We start from the raw sequence: 15,577 nt of genomic DNA on the forward strand, positions 1-15,577 counted from the left end.
TGATTGTCTCATATTGTTTAGGATTTGGGTCTAGGGTTTGGGTTTAGGGTTTACGGTTGGTTGAGAAAAGGTCAGTAAAACCATCTAGAGTGAAAAAGGTAACTAAAATCCATTTCAACGACCCAGGGGGTACTCCGGTATGCACCTGAGTGAACTGACCCATCCCAACCAATTGCGGGGTCTTTCGGTTCATCAACTGCAACAAATCGCGCGTCAAATTCGAGAAAAACATTTACAAACAGTTGCCGCCAGTGGCGGTCACCTCGGCCCCGGATTGGGAGTCGTGGAACTGACATTAGGGCTTTATCACACCCTAGACCTCGACCGCGATAAGGTAATTTGGGATGTGGGTCACCAGGCCTATCCCCACAAATTGATTACAGGACGCTATCACCGCTTTCATACCCTGCGCCAAAAGGACGGGGTAGCGGGCTACCTAAAGCGCTGTGAAAGTAAGTTTGACCACTTCGGTGCGGGTCACGCCTCTACTAGTATCTCAGCCGCATTAGGGATGGCTTTAGCCCGTGACTTGAAGGGTGAGAAGTTCAAATCAGTCGCCGTGATTGGGGATGGTGCGCTCACAGGGGGCATGGCATTGGAAGCCATCAACCATGCGGGACATCTACCCAAAACTAATCTGCTGGTAGTGCTCAATGATAACGAGATGTCGATCTCACCCAACGTTGGAGCGCTGTCTCGCTATCTCAACAAGATGCGTCTCAGTCCCCCCATGCAGTTCCTCTCGGACAACCTCCAAGAGCAAGTCAAGCAGCTACCCTTCGTGGGCAGTTCGCTTTCTCCGGAACTGGGTCGGATCAAGGAAGGCATGAAGCGCTTGGCCGTTCCTAAGGTGGGAGCGGTATTTGAAGAACTAGGCTTCACTTACATGGGGCCAATTGATGGACACAACTTGGAAGAGCTGATTGCTACCTTTGAGCACGCTCATCAGCAAGTGGGGCCAGTTTTGGTGCATGTGTCTACCATGAAAGGTAAGGGATACGCGATCGCTGAGCAAGACCAAGTTGGCTACCACGCCCAATCGCCGTTTAACTTAGCGACTGGCAAGGCGGCTCCCTCCACGAAACCCAAGCCTGCTAGCTACTCCAAAGTGTTTGGCGACACATTGGTGAAGTTGGCAGAGAACAATCCCCGAATTGTGGGCATAACTGCGGCAATGGCGACGGGAACTGGCTTAGACAAGCTTCAAGCCAAGCTCCCCAAGCAATATATGGATGTAGGAATTGCGGAGCAACATGCAGTGACAATGGCTGCGGGTCTTGCCTGTGAAGACATTCGGCCTGTTGTGGCGATCTACTCCACCTTCCTGCAACGAGGTTACGACCAAATTATTCATGATGTCTGCATCCAAAACTTGCCTGTCTTTTTCTGTATCGATAGAGCAGGAATTGTCGGTGCTGATGGTCCTACCCATCAAGGCATGTATGACATTGCCTATCTGCGCTGTATCCCCAATATGGTGCTGATGGCTCCTAAGGACGAAGCTGAATTGCAGCAGATGATGGTGACAGGCATCAACTACACCGATGGTGCGATCGCTATGCGTTACCCCCGTGGCAACGGTCATGGTGTAGCGTTGATGGAGGAAGGCTGGGAACCTCTGCCCATCGGCAAAGGAGAAGTCTTACGCCAAGGTGATGATGTCTTGCTCGTTGGTTTCGGCTCCATGGTCTACCCAGCCATGCAAGCCGCAGAGATTCTCAGCGAACACGGGATTGAAGCCACTGTCGTCAACGCTCGCTTTGCCAAACCACTAGACATCGAACTGATTGCTCCTTTGGCGCAAAAGATCGGTCGGGTGGTGACGCTGGAAGAAGGTTGTCTCATGGGTGGCTTTGGCTCAGCAGTAATGGAAGCGCTGATGGATCACAATGTGGTGGTGCCTGTCATGCGAATTGGTATTCCTGATGGGTTGGTTGAGCACGCAACCCCAGAGCAGTCTATGGTGACGCTAGGCCTCACCCCTGCTCAAATCGCCGATCGCATTCGCACCACTTTCGTGAAATCAACTGTCACGGTTAGCTGACAACTTTACTTACCTCTATTAATTCCTAAGGTGGGCAGTGCCCACCTTTTTTAGTTTAAACATCAGCTCTTTATCTTTTAATTCAGATCAAGCTTTACAAAATTTTTTAGATTTAGCTCTGTAATCAGCTTCAAACTTTACTGCTCACCTATCTCGATCATGTTATCTTGGCCCTAATTTACTTGTATAAGTTTGTCAACCAAGCTCTAAATCGTTAAAAAGTTAATTGGGCTAATTATAATGAAAAGCTTACTAAGTAGGGCTCAATCTAAGAAACTAGATTTTGATTTCTATTTTAGAGTCGCACTTTACATACTAATTGCAGCATTTATCCTGTTAAAGATTATATCCTCCAATCACAACTTGTATTTCGATCGCGATGAAGTTAGAAAACTATTGAGAACATCAGGTTTCACTAATCAACAATTCATTCAGTTGACGTACAACGCGGAACCCATCAATGTCAATAAACTATTGGGTCAATATCAAGTTCCTTGTGGAGACTGCAAACCAAAACCAAATCTATCAGCTTTAACTAACAATTTAGAACATCCACCCCTTTACTATATACTTTTGCAAAACTGGTTATTAGGGATTGGCTATTTATTCAATTCCAAGCTGTTTTCAACCCTAATTTCAATCGCAACAATACCAGCAATTTATTGGTTAGCCCAGGAAATCTTTAACAACCCTCAAATAAGCTTGCTCAGTGCAACTCTCTTTACTGTATCGCCCTATTTATTTTCCATGGGCCAACACGTCAGTCAATATTCGCTGTGGGGTGCATTAATTTGTTTGTCTAGTGCTCTATTCGTTCGGGCCGCACGCAATAACAACAAGCTTCTCCTTACGCTGTATACAGCAACTAATTTACTTGGTCTGTACACACACTTATTCTTTATTCTTCTGATCTTTTCACATGGTTATTATTTAGCCCTCAATCGCTCTTGGCGATCGCTACAGTACTACTGGATCTCACTTTCCTTTTCAATCTTATGTTTCACACCTTGGGCTCTAAGTATTTTGTCCCAACGTGAGAAATTCGAAGAAACTGCTGGTATCTCCGATGAAAGCGTAGGAGCTGCACCTAATGTGCTAGGTTCTTTTATGAACGGAACCACTGCTGTAATTCAAACTTTTTGGAAAAATTCTAATATTAGTTTACTCAGCAACGATTTTGTCCAAAACCCGCTGGCAATCTCTATTGCGATTTTTATACTCGCTACTCTCACTTACTATATTTGTTTGAGGCTATTTACTCAAAAGAATAGCTTACTAGTTTTATCTGTCTTGTATGGAACGATGTTGCCACTGATGCTGCTCGGCACTCTTTTGGGTCATGGTTTAGCTTATAAGGTTCGATATTATTTACCCGCAGTTATATTTTTTATTATCGGCATTAGCTTTTTCATTGTTCAGCAATTACACCATAGGGATCAAAGAAGACGATTTTTGGGGATAGGGCTGTTAAGCTTGGTATTACTCTCTAGCTGCATCTCCACCTCTAATTTGTTTGTGAAGGTAGTGTCAAATCAGAGTTCAGGCCCTCAGCTAGGCGCAGCTTATGAGTTGGTTGCTCCAGTGATTAATCAGGCAAATAAACCATTGATCATTAGTAGCGAGGAATATATCAAAGTTTTAATGCTAAGCCACCGTCTCAAACGCAATGCTGAATTTCTCCTGCTATCTGATGCGAGCAGTAATTTAGTACAAGTCATTCAACCAAAAATTACTGAATATCAAAACTCATATAGCGAGATTTTCATCTTTAACCCATCGAAAAACATTAGTAAGTCTTTGACCCAAGCGGGCATCAACTCTAACAAATTTCCAGAGCGATGGAGAAAACCAGTTGCTTACCAAGTTCTTAAGTAGTGGTACATCAGAAGAGGCGCGATTTCTTGCTGTAAAACCTTAGTAAGCGAAGTCGGCAGCGTAGGATACAAGTATGCGTCTTTTCGTGCAATCGCCCTACCCTAGCCCCACCCTATGACTGCAACATCTCCTCCTAAAACGATTCCGCCTTGGTTGCCTCGTCAGGCACTTTTGGCCAAGAGTTTTCATTGGATTAATCTAGTCAGCTTGTTTCTCATGCTGACCAGTGGGTTGCAAATTTATAATGCGAATCCTGTATTTGGGGGCCGAGCAGGTTGGCAAATTCCGCCTATCTTTGCGCTAGGAGGATGGTTAGCAGGAGGACGACATTGGCACTTTGCGGCGATGTGGTTATTCTCCTTGAATCTGCTGTGGTATGGTCTGTATGTTTTGGTTTCGCGTCGGTGGCGACATCGCTTTGTGGGCAAAAACGACCTCAAAGCTTTACAACACAGCCAGAACCAAAAACGGCGTATCTACGCTTGGCATCGTATTGCTTACACTGTCATCGTGCCAATTTTGTTGCTAGCTGTCTTAACTGGAATTGGCATGTACAAACCCGCCCAGTTTCCCTGGATTGTGGATATGTTCGGTGATTGGCAAGCCTTACGGATTGTGCATTTTAGCTCCGTGCCCATTGTGGTGCTGTTTGCGATCGCCCACTCTTGGCTAGGTTTGAAAGCGGGTGGCTCACGACTGCTGGAATCTATGTTTTGGTAGATAGTGTTTTGGTCGGCAGTGTTTTGATAGAGAGTACTTTGGTGATAGGACAATGGGTTTGATTCGGGTTCCCCAGTCTCAGTTCAATCGGCTCAATCGGCGGCAATTCCTAAAAGTCTCTGGGCTTTCTAGTCTAAGTTTTCTTTTGGGCGGTTGCGGTGGGCCGTTATTTGAAGACATTGTTGGCAAAGTGTCTGAGCCGCTAAATCAGCGAGTAGAAACTCTCTTATTTCAACCCCAAAAACTGGTTCCAGAATTTCCTTTAGGAGCGATCGAACCTGAAGCCTTGATTGTCAATTCCTTTCGGGGTAACCCAGTAATTGATCCAACCACTTTTCGCTTAGTGATTGATGGAGAAGTCAACCAACCTCTAAGTCTGAGTATGGCTGAGATTCAGCAACTTCCCCTGACTTCGATGGTGATTCGTCATGTCTGTGTCGAGGGATGGGCCGCGATCGTGCAATGGGGGGGCGTCAGGCTGCGAGAGCTAGTGGCGCTGGCAGAACCAAAGCAAGAGGTGAAATATGCCTACTTCCAGTCTGCGGATGGCTACTACGGCAGTTGGGATTTACCTTCGGCCTTGCATCCTCAAACTTTGATGGCTTACCAGAAGAACGGAGAACCTTTGCCTGTAGAAAATGGAGCTCCGTTACGTTTAGCCTCTCCGGTCAAGCTGGGCTACAAACAGAGTAAATGGGTGACTCGCATCACCTTAATGAGCCAATTAGGACGGGTCAAAGGTTATTGGGAAGATCAAGGTTATGAATGGTTTGCGGGATTATAATCTTCAGCTTCGAGGAGAAGTTGCTCAAGGTTGCATTCCTAAAAACTGCCGAATTACAGTGACGATCGCCTCTTTATCTTGACGACTGGCATTGAAACCGCAGTGTAGAGTCAACACGCGATCGCCTCGCAATAACAGCACACCCTGATAGATTGCATTCGAATCATGCTGCCAACTACTCAATTGCAATTGCACGTCCACAATGTCTTTTAGATCAACTTCAGTGGTTTGGGTCTTGGGTAATCTGTGATGTCGCACCGTTAATTTGTGAGCTGTTTTATCAAGCTCATAAGTGATAGCTTGACCCGCAACAATAAACAAAAGCGCTCCACAACCAAACCAAAAGACCACAAATAAGGGAAACCACCAAAGGTAGTTTAGCCAGGAATTGCCTGTACTCAGCCACAACAGCAGTACTGGCAAGACGATCGCTATGCCTGCGGCCAACCTCCAAACTTGAGTAGGACGGTGACGCAGAACCAGTTTTGTCGCAGTTTGTTCCACAGTTTTCATAGTTGTCGCTGAGTCAAAAGCCTGATGATTTAGTAAAAGCCTCTATGAAAACTTTCCCTAGAAGACTGATCGAATTGTTAAATGCTGTTGTTTTTCGGCGCTGAAACTGGACAATTCCGGTGCAGCCAGCCAATCTTCAGTAGGAGACCGTATCTGCAACTAGACAGCCTAGGGTGGGGAATACTGCATGAGCTTTTTCGACAAACTCAATGAAGCGATCGCTCGCAACCAGAGCTTGCTGTTTTTGGGGCTGGACCCAAACCCAGAAATGATGCCCGCCCATCCTGGCAATACGTCACCGGAAGCACTGATCGAACAGTTATGGGACTGGCTACAATTCGCGATCGCGGAAACCGCTGATTTAGTTTGTGCCTATAAACCCACGTTAGGCTTCTACACAGCTTTAGGCGCTCCAGGTCTAGAACTACTCCAGCGCACGCTTGCGGCTATCCCAGAGCATATCCCGGTGATTCTAGATGCCAAACATGCGGACCTCAACACCAGCACTTTAATTGCTCGGACTGTGTTCGAGGAGTGGCGGGTGGATGCGATTACGCTCAATCCTTATGCAGGCCAGGATCAAATCGCCCCATTTCTGATGTATCCCGGAAAGGCAGCTTTTGTACTTTGCTGCACTTCCAACCCAGCCGCGATCGCCCTGCAAACTTATCCCAACGCCCAGGAACCACTGTATGTCCAAGTTGTGCAGGAGGCGAGAAGCTGGGGTACGCCGGAACAAGTAGGCTTAGAAGTCGGCACTACTTCCCCCGAAGTATTGAGGAAAATTCGAGCGATCGCGCCAGAACGCTTGATTCTAGCCCGGAGTATCTGGGCCGAAGATAGTGATTTAGCCGCATTGCTAGCCGCAGGCTTGAGCTTCGAGGGAGATGGGTTACTGATTCCGGTGCCCCAGGATTTAGTCAGCAACAAGCATTTGGGTAGAGCCATTCAGTCGTTAAGCGAAGAAGTCAACCAAATCCGAGTGGAACTGGTGGGGCAGGCTTCTAACTGCGACCTATGGATACCCGATGTTTGCCCCTTAGATCAGCACCCGCATTTAGATCTAATTCTGCAACTCTACGACATTGGCTGCATCCTATTTGGGGAGTTTGTGCAAGCCTCTGGTGCTACTTTTCCCTACTACATCGATCTCCGCAAAATCATCTCCAATCCTCAAATCTTCCACCAAGTCCTAACCGCTTATGCGGATATTCTGCAAGATCTAAGTTTCGATCGCATTGCTGGCATTCCTTACGGCTCCTTACCGACTGCTACTGGCCTGTCACTCCGCCTCAATTACCCAATGATTTTCCCTCGTAAGGAAGTTAAAGCTCACGGAACCCGTCGCGTGATTGAAGGCAACTTTCAGCCTGGTGAAACAGTGGTGGTGGTAGATGACATTTTAATCAGTGGCAAAAGCGCGATCGAGGGAGCCGAAAAGCTGAAATCAGCAGGCTTAAATGTGGAGGATATTGTGGTGTTTATCGACCATGAACAAGGCGTCAAAACACGACTGCAAGAGCAAGGCTATCAAGCCCACTCAGTTTTAAGCATTTCTGAAATCACTCATACACTCCACCAAGCTGGACGACTCACTGACCAGCAATTTCAAGCTTTCGTAGAACATTAAAAGCGATCGCGAATTTGGCTTCCAACCTATCAGCTTTTTCCTCGTTTTTTAGCAAAGCGATCGCGTTAGGAAAGCTGTGATTCAGGGCATTCTTGCCTTCAGAGAAATAAACTTTATGCTTAATACACGGCTGAGAAATTAATTTGGGTTGTCTCAGGAAAGCTTTACAGTCGTTCGGTAGCCCCCTTTTCAACAACTCCATAAGCCTATGTCGAGCAAGCTTGAGCGACTGGTTACGGTGCGTCCCACAGTAAATCTGCCCCAGTGCCCCCTGCGGCAGCCTAGAAATTTACCCCTGCGTGGACTGCTAATTGTCCCTTTTATCCTACAACTGGTCATTACAGTAGGGTTAGTGGGCTACTGGTCGTTTCGTAATGGGCAACAAGCGGTCAACGAACTCGTCGTTAATCTCCAAAACCAAGCAACTCAACAAATTAATCACCATCTTGACTGCTACTTAACTAACGCTCGTCAGCTCAATGAACTGAACGCTACAGCCATTAGTTCTGGCTTGGTTGATCCCAAAGATCAAGATGGTTTAGGACGCTTCTTTTGGAAGCAAGCAAAGCTCTATCAGGTCGGCTATATCCTCTTTGGGGCCAAAACCGGAGAATATGTAGATGTAGGACGACCACAAACCTATCCTCTGGAGCTGATTACCGAGCGGATGAGTAGTAAGCGATATGGAGATAATCGTCTCTATATCTATGAGCCAGACTCCCAGGGAAATCGCGGTAGGTTCGTTGAAACAGGGAAATATTACCCGTTCCAAAAGGAGGCTTGGTATACAGAGGTCATGCGAACGAGTAAACCGAAATGGACCTCCGTCTACACGTGGCAGAGCTTTACAACGAATCCTTTAGCGATCGCCATTAGTAGCCCAGTTTATGACAAAAACAAAAATCTAATTGGAGCGATCGCGATTGAGCAACGTTTGTCTCAAATTAGCGACTTTCTCCGGCAACTCAAAATCAGCGCCTCTACTACCATCTTTATTATGGAAAGAGACGGACGGATGATTGCCAGTTCCAGCTCTACAGAGTCTTTCAAGGTTGTCAATGGCACCCCCACTCGCCTCAAAGCCTCAGACAGCCCTGATTCCCTCATTCAATCAACCGCTACTGCTTTAAATCAGCAATTCGGTAGCCTGGATGGAATTCAGCATCGTCAACAACTGAGGCTTGTTCTACAAAACCAGCATCAGTTTGTACAGATCATGCCCTGGCAAGACGACCTGGGTCTGGATTGGCTCGTCGTAGTTGTCATCCCAGAATCAGATTTTATGCAGCAGATCAACATTAATACTCGTCATACGATTCTGCTCTGCACGATCGCCCTGATGATTGCCATTCTGACTGGGATTGTCACAGCTCACAAAGTGATTCAGCCAATTCTACAAATCAATGCTTCAGCTAAAGCGATCGCAGATGGCAATCTAGCCCAAACCGTGAACACACAAGGAGTCCATGAATTAGAACTGCTCAGTCATTCATTTAATCGCATGGCTGATCAATTGCAACAATCTTTTACCGCTCTAGAAAATGCCAACTATGTATTGGAACGGCGGGTCGAGGAACGCACTGCCGAGCTGGAAAGAGCCAACCGAGAACTGCAACGCCTCTCTGAAGTAGATGGATTAACCCAAATTGCCAATCGTCGCTATTTCGATCAATACCTGGCGCAGGAGTGGCATCGCTTACAACGCGAACAGCAGGCTTTATCGCTAATTCTCTGTGATGTTGATTTTTTCAAAAAATACAATGATTTCTATGGTCATCAAGGCGGAGATTGTTGTTTGCGCCGAGTGGCTCAGGTGCTACAACAAACTGTGAAGCGTCCAGCTAACTTAGTAGCTCGGTATGGTGGTGAGGAATTTGCCATCGTTTTGCCATCTACAGATTTCAAGGGTGCGATCGCAGTCGCCCGATCCATTCAGCACGAAATCTACCAATCCCAATTCCCACATCCTAATTCAGAGGTGAGCGAATTTCTCACCATTAGCATAGGTGTGTCCAGTGTAGTGCCAACTAGTACAGCTTCTCCAGAACAGTTGGTAACAGCAGCAGATGAAGCTCTCTATGAAGCCAAACGCCAAGGCCGCGATCGCTACATCTTTCACTCCATCCCTCAGCCAACCGCCTAATTTCTTCCTATAGCAAGTGTCTACCCGAAACTTGGCTGCGTCAGCTTGTATCCCTTCACTGGAGTGAATAAACTTCAGACTCCAAGCGATAAGTCAGCATGAGAAATTTTCAGGGTAGATTTGGAAAACAGCGATCGGGATATAGCTCATTTATGCTTCAAGGCGCTTCCACCGAATTGGGGCAAGCGTGTGTGACAACGCTGTTCACAATCCTTTTGCTGACTCAAGGTGGAATATTCTTAACCCATCCTCAGCTGGCAACCTTAAGCTGCGATCGCCCCAACTCCAATCTCGGCATTTGCAAGCTAATGCTATCTAGTTTATTAGGAAAAAAAGTCGTTCCTTTCCCGCTGACGCAACTAGAAGGCGCAGAGGTTAAACACCACGGAAAATTAAGACAGCTAATTTTGCTCTTACCCGATGGCAAACTTCATTTTCCAATGAATCATGGCTTTAGCGATACGGAAGAGAAAGCTGCTCAAATCAATGCGTTTCTACAAAATTCAGAAATTCAATCTTTGTCCCTGCGGCAAGATAGCCGTTGGGCCACATATCCAATGGGGCTAATTATGACTGGGTTTGGTAGCTGCTTGATATGGTCCTACATCTCCAATTTACTCAAACGTTTTTCCTCCCGCTCTGATCTCTAAGGTTCTTTAAATGCATATCCGCGTCGGGCAACTTGAAGACATCGAAATTCTATTTGAAATCAGAACCAGCGTCATTGAAAATCATCAATCCCGTGAGGAGATTGCGGCGCTAGGTATTACTCCAGAAACCGTGGCTGAGATGTTGCAAACTGATTGCGCTGTCTGGATTGCGGAAATTGACAATCAACCCATTGCTTTCTCGATCGCCAATGCCACAGAGAAAACTATTTTTGGGATGTTTGTCCTCCCAGCTTATGAAGGTCGAGGAGCAGGCTGCGCCTTGATGCAACAAGCTGAAGCATGGCTATGGTCCCAAGGAGCTGAAGAGATTTGGTTACTGACAGGGAATGACCCAACCCTAAGAGCCTATGGGTTTTACCTCCACTTGGGTTGGCTGCCTACCAGTGTTGAGCCAGATGGTGAAATGAAATTTATCAAACAAAGATAACTTGCGTTGCGATCGCACCTCAACCCCTAACCCACTCACCTAATTGACCATCGTTGAAAATTTTCCGGACATAGTTTAATTAGCTAGGAATAAAGGAGTGGTAGATGCACCCTGATTTCAGCCCCTGGCCTCGGCTAGGGGTTTTTTGTTGGGAAGCAAATTGGTTTCAGGAAAATTTGCGGCTCAGTTCTTTAAGAACAGAGTTCGATCGCTTGCAGTGGGCATACTAGAGACGTAAACTGACACAGGCCAGACGCTCACTATGAAGCCCTTGAAGAGAGTCACCTCTGAATTGGTTGGTTTAGCGGCAGACGATCGCGAACCCATCCACATCATTGGGCAAATCCAACCGCATGGATTACTCTTGGCCTTGCAAGAGCCAGACCTCACGATTACCCAACTTAGCGAGAACACCCAAGGATACTTTGGTCTAGCTTTAGAGTCTTTACTGGGTCAGCCGTTATCGCATATCTTTACTGACGAAACAGTCGAGTCCGTTACAGCGCTGTTGCAAAATGGGGCGGACACTTCTCATCCCTTTGCTATCAACCTCAAAGCACCACCCGTTTGCGAGGCCTCTAGCTCACAAGCAGCGGCCTTTTTAGCCACAATGCATCGAAATGATCAGGCGATCGTGTTGGAACTAGAACCGATGCCGTCAACCAACCCAATTCAATCGGGCGAATTCTATAGCCAATTGACTCAGGCTCTGGTCAACATCAAACAAGCTTCCACCCTCACAGAGCTGTTTCAGAATGTGGCAAAAGAAGTTCGCAAGGTGATTCAGTTCGATCGCGTGATGATCTACCGCTTTGATGCCGACCACAGCGGTATTGTCGTAGCGGAGGAACTGAATTCCGGCTTAGAGAGTTACTTGGGCTTACGCTATCCTGCCGCTGACATTCCCTCTGTCGCTAGGAATTTATTTACCCGCAAGTGGCTGCGAGTCATTCCAGATGTGCATTATCAGCCTGTCAATTTAGTTGCGGCTGAAAGTGTTGAGGCTCCTCTTGATCTTAGCCAATCAGGATTGCGTGGCGTCTCTCCCTGCCACCTGGAATATCTGCGAAACATGGGAGTTTCGGCCTCCATGTCTATCCCTCTGATTGATCAAAATCAATTATGGGGATTGGTGGCTTGTCATCACTACAGCCCTAAGTTGGTGGGATATGAAACGCGGCGGGTATGTGAGTTGCTAGGGCAACTGGTTTCTGTCGAGTTAGTTTTGCAGCAAGAGCGAGAACTACAAAACTATCGTGAACGCATTAGACGCATTGAAGAAGGATTTAGACAAGATCTGCTGAAGTATCCCAACCGGATTGACACCGTACTCAAACGCAACCAAGAGACGCTCTTAAATCTCGTACAGGCCCAAGGAGTCGCGATCGCCCTAGGTAATCAAGCTATTTTGGTAGGTCAAACCCCCAGCAACATCCAAATTCAAGACCTGTTGAATTGGTTACTCGTAGACAAAAAACAGGAGATATTTTACACAGACAGCCTCGTTGAAGAATACCCAGAGGCTGAACTTTTCAAAGAAGTCGCCAGCGGAGTTTTAGCCATCTCCATCATGGTGAGACATACGTCTTATCACATCATTTGGTTCCGCCCAGAACAGCGCTACACCGTTAAGTGGGCGGGCAATCCTAGTGATGCAGTTTCAGTCACCGCCGAGGGAGTAGTACGGCTCTCTCCTAGAGGCTCCTTTGAAGTGTGGAAAGAGCTAGTACGAGACCACTCCTTACCTTGGGAACCCTTAGAAATTGAAGCGGCTCAAGAACTAAGACACAGCCTCCTAATTGCGGCCCTAGAATCCTCTCAGACAGCCCTGCGAGAAGCCGCAGCCCAGGCAGAGAAGGCAAACCAAGCTAAAAGTGAGTTTCTTACCAACATGAGCCACGAAATTCGCACCCCCATGAATGCGATTTTGGGCTTTACGCAGTTGCTCGAAGTCACTTCCTTAGATGAACAACAACAAGAGTATATCCAGTCTATTAGCCACGGTGGCGAAAGCCTACTAGCGATTATTAATGACATTCTTGATTTGTCTAAGTTAGAAGCTGGGGAGCTCAAACTCCACTCCACCAAGTTCGCCCTGCGGACTGTGATTAAAGATTTGACCAATCTGTTTCAGCCCCAAGCAGATGCTAAAGGTTTGCCTTTAATTACGAGCATCGCCCCAGAGATTCCCCAATGGCTAGTCGGTCCGGTCGATCGCCTCCAACAAGTGCTGACCAACCTCATCCGCAATGCCATCAAGTTTACTACCACTGGAAAGGTAGTTCTTAGAATTGAGCAGCGGGAGCAGTCGGAGGAAGACTCAACCGTAACCCTGCACTTTAGCGTGCAAGATACAGGCATTGGTTTAGCCCCAGAAGATCAATCCAGAATCTTTGAACCCTTTACTCAAGTTGAGACATCAGCCACTCGGCAGTATGAAGGCACCGGATTAGGGCTTACCATCTGCCGAAAAATTGTGCGCTTGATGGGAGGAGACATTGGAGTTGAAAGTACCTTAGGACAAGGGTCCACTTTTTGGTTCACCGCTTCTTTAGAGCTTGCCCCCAGCCAACCCCAGAAACTCGCCACTCAAGCGGTAGGAAACGTTAGCACCTACGCCATACCCACAGCTCGAATCTTAGTGGTAGAAGATACTCCCCTCAACCAAATGCTGACAATCAAAATGCTGCAAAAGCTGGGCTATCAAGCGGATGCAGTTAACAATGGGCAAGAAGCTTTGGATCAACTCGCGGCAACTTCCTATGACATTGTTTTGATGGACTGCCAGATGCCTGTGCTGGATGGATACGAAGCAACTCGACGGCTACGCCAGCGCCAAGGACAGGAACATTATCCAGTCATTATTGGGGTCACTGCTTACGCAATGGTTGGAGACCAAGAAAAGTGCTTAGCGGCAGGCATGGATGATTACTTGAGCAAACCAATCAAGATGAAGGATTTAAGTAACCTCTTGGAGCGCTGGTCGTAATTTAGCCAGCCAGTTTAACGAATAGGAGCCAAAGGATGCGATCGCCCCTGCTGCGAAGCCAGATGTGCTAAATCACATATCTCTTGCAAATCCTTCCTGATTCCTCTCTGGGAGTTGCGAATAAAGAACTGGTAGATGCACCCTGAATGTGACCCCTAGCTACGGCTGGGGGTTTTTTGTTTGGGGCGATCGCCAGCCTAGATTGAGAGTTCTAGATTTACTGAATCGTGATTTGCAATTCATAGGTAGCATTGCCGCGGGTACTCCCGACAATCACTTGATAGTCGCCAGTATGGGGTAAAGGCACCGTTTCTGACTGTGCCCCGGTAGTCAGAATATATCCGCTGGGAGACACCACATCAAAGGTGGCGTTCTGTTCTGTCGAGGTAAGGACGATCTTCATTTGCTGTCCCCCTTGAGCCTTGAGCAGATACAGATCTCGTTCTCCCCGAATGACAGCATGGTTAACGACAGTGCTGTTGCGGTCTGCCTCAAACTGTACTTGCTTCGTATGTACGGCAGAGGCCGCATCTAGGAGATCACGCACTTCCAATCCATCTTTATTTGTAAAACGCGATCGCACCTCTTCACAATTAGCAGCAACCAATTTAGCCTGCCGCGTCACAACCTCGCTGGGTGTAATGTTCCAGGTTTCCTGGGTGTCTTGAACGTCATACTCAATCCAGGTACGAATTTGGGCCTTTAGTTGATTTCCTGCCAATGAGCCAGAAATCTTTTGAGCATAGGAGGAATAGTAGCCCTCAGACTTATTTTGTATGGTGGCCTGACTGTCCCCAGTGACCGTCTGATCCGCCGCTACCGCTAAACGCAATACCGATGTGAGCGTTGGTAAATCGGCACGGTAACAATATTGCCCTGGTGCGATCGCGTTTGTAGAGCTGGCTGAGGGTGTAGGCGAAGCACTCGGACTGGATGATGCAGCAGGACTAGCGCTGGACACTGGAGCAGTGGGTGACGATTGCTCGGTACAGGCGATCGCGATCGGAAGTATCCCCAGCATCACGAGAACTAAGAACTTAGATGGAAACACTACTCTACTTCTAAACACAATTGATAAAACTCATGTAGTCAGCCGGGATACTCATCATCCTATCCGACGGACTATTAGAACCCTGATGAGCGATCGCGCAATAAGATGGCCGATTGCCCAAATTCTAGCAGTTACAAATCAAGCCAGTGTTTGACTACAGCTGAGGGTTTTTCGTTAAGGAATGGGTGGTCGTGATTCATCTTCATACCCAAGGTGGCAAGCACCTAGCAGAGAAATAATGATCTATTGTTGCTAACTCTGCTGTATTTCAGTACCAGCAGCTATTCTGTATTAGAAATTAGAACTTGCTATGTAATTAATCTTACCTAGTTAGAAGAGCAGCATATGAAGCGATTAATTGTATTAGCAACTGGGCTCAATGGCTCACCTCAGAAATGGCAACCCTTATTAGAACGACTACATGAAGAGGAGTTGATGATTGACAGCCAGTGGCTAACTTTTAATCACTGTGGTTTCTGGAATTTTGATGCCTTTGGCAAGTTCTTCACCAAAAGTATTGAAACACTATCGCTTGAACTGAAAGCAAAAATTGAACAGCATTGGCTTGCAGCGGTTGCTAGCGGTGAACCATTTGACGATATCATCTGCATCGGTCATATAGCAATCCTAAATAGGATGTGGGGCTAACCATACATGAAGGCCTTCTCAAACGTAAACCACTGCTGATGCGTGACCAGCTCAAATAGATACTTCACCACGGCAAAAGATT

At 47.0% G+C, this 15,577-nt stretch carries 12 protein-coding genes; 10 read left to right on the forward strand and 2 right to left on the reverse strand.

What is annotated here, in order from left to right:
* The first annotated feature begins 139 nt into the window (after positions 1–139).
* From dxs to H6F68_RS24375, 4 genes are all read left to right on the forward strand, one after another.
* Entirely contained in the window at positions 140–2,044 is a 1,905-nt protein-coding gene (gene dxs / locus H6F68_RS24360; protein WP_190553286.1) for a 1-deoxy-D-xylulose-5-phosphate synthase, read from the forward strand.
* A 240-nt stretch (positions 2,045–2,284) separates the two neighbouring features.
* Positions 2,285–3,919, forward strand: a complete 1,635-nt coding sequence (locus H6F68_RS24365; RefSeq protein WP_190563030.1) for a glycosyltransferase family 39 protein — start codon at positions 2,285–2,287, stop codon at positions 3,917–3,919.
* Positions 3,920–4,033: 114 nt separating this feature from the next.
* Positions 4,034–4,639 carry a cytochrome b/b6 domain-containing protein gene (locus H6F68_RS24370; RefSeq protein ID WP_190563032.1) on the forward strand — a complete coding sequence of 202 codons (606 nt, stop codon included), beginning with the start codon at positions 4,034–4,036 and terminating at the stop codon, positions 4,637–4,639.
* Positions 4,640–4,691: 52 nt separating this feature from the next.
* Positions 4,692–5,423 (forward strand): molybdopterin-dependent oxidoreductase, encoded by a 732-nt coding sequence (locus tag H6F68_RS24375; protein WP_190563034.1) that lies wholly within the window; start codon positions 4,692–4,694, stop codon positions 5,421–5,423.
* Positions 5,424–5,447: 24 nt separating this feature from the next.
* Here the strand turns inward: H6F68_RS24375 and H6F68_RS24380 are convergent, their stop codons facing one another.
* Positions 5,448–5,936 (reverse strand): hypothetical protein, encoded by a 489-nt coding sequence (locus tag H6F68_RS24380; protein ID WP_190563036.1) that lies wholly within the window; start codon positions 5,934–5,936, stop codon positions 5,448–5,450.
* Positions 5,937–6,123: 187 nt separating this feature from the next.
* On the opposite strand from H6F68_RS24380, the gene H6F68_RS24385 reads away from it, so the two are divergent.
* The 5 genes from H6F68_RS24385 (at position 6,124) to H6F68_RS24405 (ending at position 13,796) form a co-directional block, all read left to right on the forward strand.
* Entirely contained in the window at positions 6,124–7,566 is a 1,443-nt protein-coding gene (locus tag H6F68_RS24385) for a bifunctional orotidine-5'-phosphate decarboxylase/orotate phosphoribosyltransferase (protein ID WP_190435596.1), read from the forward strand.
* Between the two features lie 208 nt (positions 7,567–7,774).
* Positions 7,775–9,709 (forward strand): diguanylate cyclase domain-containing protein, encoded by a 1,935-nt coding sequence (locus H6F68_RS24390; RefSeq protein WP_190563047.1) that lies wholly within the window; start codon positions 7,775–7,777, stop codon positions 9,707–9,709.
* Between the two features lie 98 nt (positions 9,710–9,807).
* Entirely contained in the window at positions 9,808–10,359 is a 552-nt protein-coding gene (locus tag H6F68_RS24395; protein WP_190563049.1) for a hypothetical protein, read from the forward strand.
* A gap of 10 nt (positions 10,360–10,369) precedes the next feature.
* On the forward strand, positions 10,370–10,807 hold the full coding sequence (locus tag H6F68_RS24400) for a GNAT family N-acetyltransferase (RefSeq protein ID WP_190563051.1): 438 nt from the start codon (positions 10,370–10,372) through the stop codon (positions 10,805–10,807).
* 262 nt (positions 10,808–11,069) lie between these two features.
* Positions 11,070–13,796: an ATP-binding protein gene (locus H6F68_RS24405; protein WP_190563053.1), complete on the forward strand. Its 2,727-nt coding sequence runs from the start codon at positions 11,070–11,072 to the stop codon at positions 13,794–13,796.
* Between the two features lie 217 nt (positions 13,797–14,013).
* Here H6F68_RS24405 and H6F68_RS24410 read toward each other — a convergent pair whose 3' ends face one another.
* On the reverse strand, positions 14,014–14,847 hold the full coding sequence (locus H6F68_RS24410) for a hypothetical protein (protein ID WP_190563055.1): 834 nt from the start codon (positions 14,845–14,847) through the stop codon (positions 14,014–14,016).
* Positions 14,848–15,192: 345 nt separating this feature from the next.
* Between H6F68_RS24410 and H6F68_RS24415 the strand changes: the two genes are divergently transcribed.
* Positions 15,193–15,495 (forward strand): hypothetical protein, encoded by a 303-nt coding sequence (locus H6F68_RS24415; protein ID WP_190563057.1) that lies wholly within the window; start codon positions 15,193–15,195, stop codon positions 15,493–15,495.
* Positions 15,496–15,577 lie beyond the last annotated feature (82 nt).

Origin of the sequence: Trichocoleus sp. FACHB-262 (assembly GCF_014696035.1) — a bacterium.
In the GTDB taxonomy this organism is placed as follows: domain Bacteria; phylum Cyanobacteriota; class Cyanobacteriia; order FACHB-46; family FACHB-46; genus Trichocoleus.

Excerpts from the sequence above, each read along its gene's own strand:
- H6F68_RS24370 (WP_190563032.1), top strand. The coding sequence starts at position 4,034 with ATGACTGCAACATCTCCTCCTAAAACGATTCCGCCTTGGTTGCCTCGT.
- H6F68_RS24395 (WP_190563049.1), top strand. The coding sequence starts at position 9,808 with ATGAGAAATTTTCAGGGTAGATTTGGAAAACAGCGATCGGGATATAGC.
- dxs (WP_190553286.1), top strand. The coding sequence starts at position 140 with ATGCACCTGAGTGAACTGACCCATCCCAACCAATTGCGGGGTCTTTCG.
- H6F68_RS24380 (WP_190563036.1), bottom strand. The coding sequence starts at position 5,936 with ATGAAAACTGTGGAACAAACTGCGACAAAACTGGTTCTGCGTCACCGT.
- H6F68_RS24390 (WP_190563047.1), top strand. The coding sequence starts at position 7,775 with ATGTCGAGCAAGCTTGAGCGACTGGTTACGGTGCGTCCCACAGTAAAT.
- H6F68_RS24400 (WP_190563051.1), top strand. The coding sequence starts at position 10,370 with ATGCATATCCGCGTCGGGCAACTTGAAGACATCGAAATTCTATTTGAA.
- H6F68_RS24375 (WP_190563034.1), top strand. The coding sequence starts at position 4,692 with ATGGGTTTGATTCGGGTTCCCCAGTCTCAGTTCAATCGGCTCAATCGG.
- H6F68_RS24405 (WP_190563053.1), top strand. The coding sequence starts at position 11,070 with ATGAAGCCCTTGAAGAGAGTCACCTCTGAATTGGTTGGTTTAGCGGCA.
- H6F68_RS24365 (WP_190563030.1), top strand. The coding sequence starts at position 2,285 with ATGAAAAGCTTACTAAGTAGGGCTCAATCTAAGAAACTAGATTTTGAT.
- H6F68_RS24385 (WP_190435596.1), top strand. The coding sequence starts at position 6,124 with ATGAGCTTTTTCGACAAACTCAATGAAGCGATCGCTCGCAACCAGAGC.
- H6F68_RS24415 (WP_190563057.1), top strand. The coding sequence starts at position 15,193 with ATGAAGCGATTAATTGTATTAGCAACTGGGCTCAATGGCTCACCTCAG.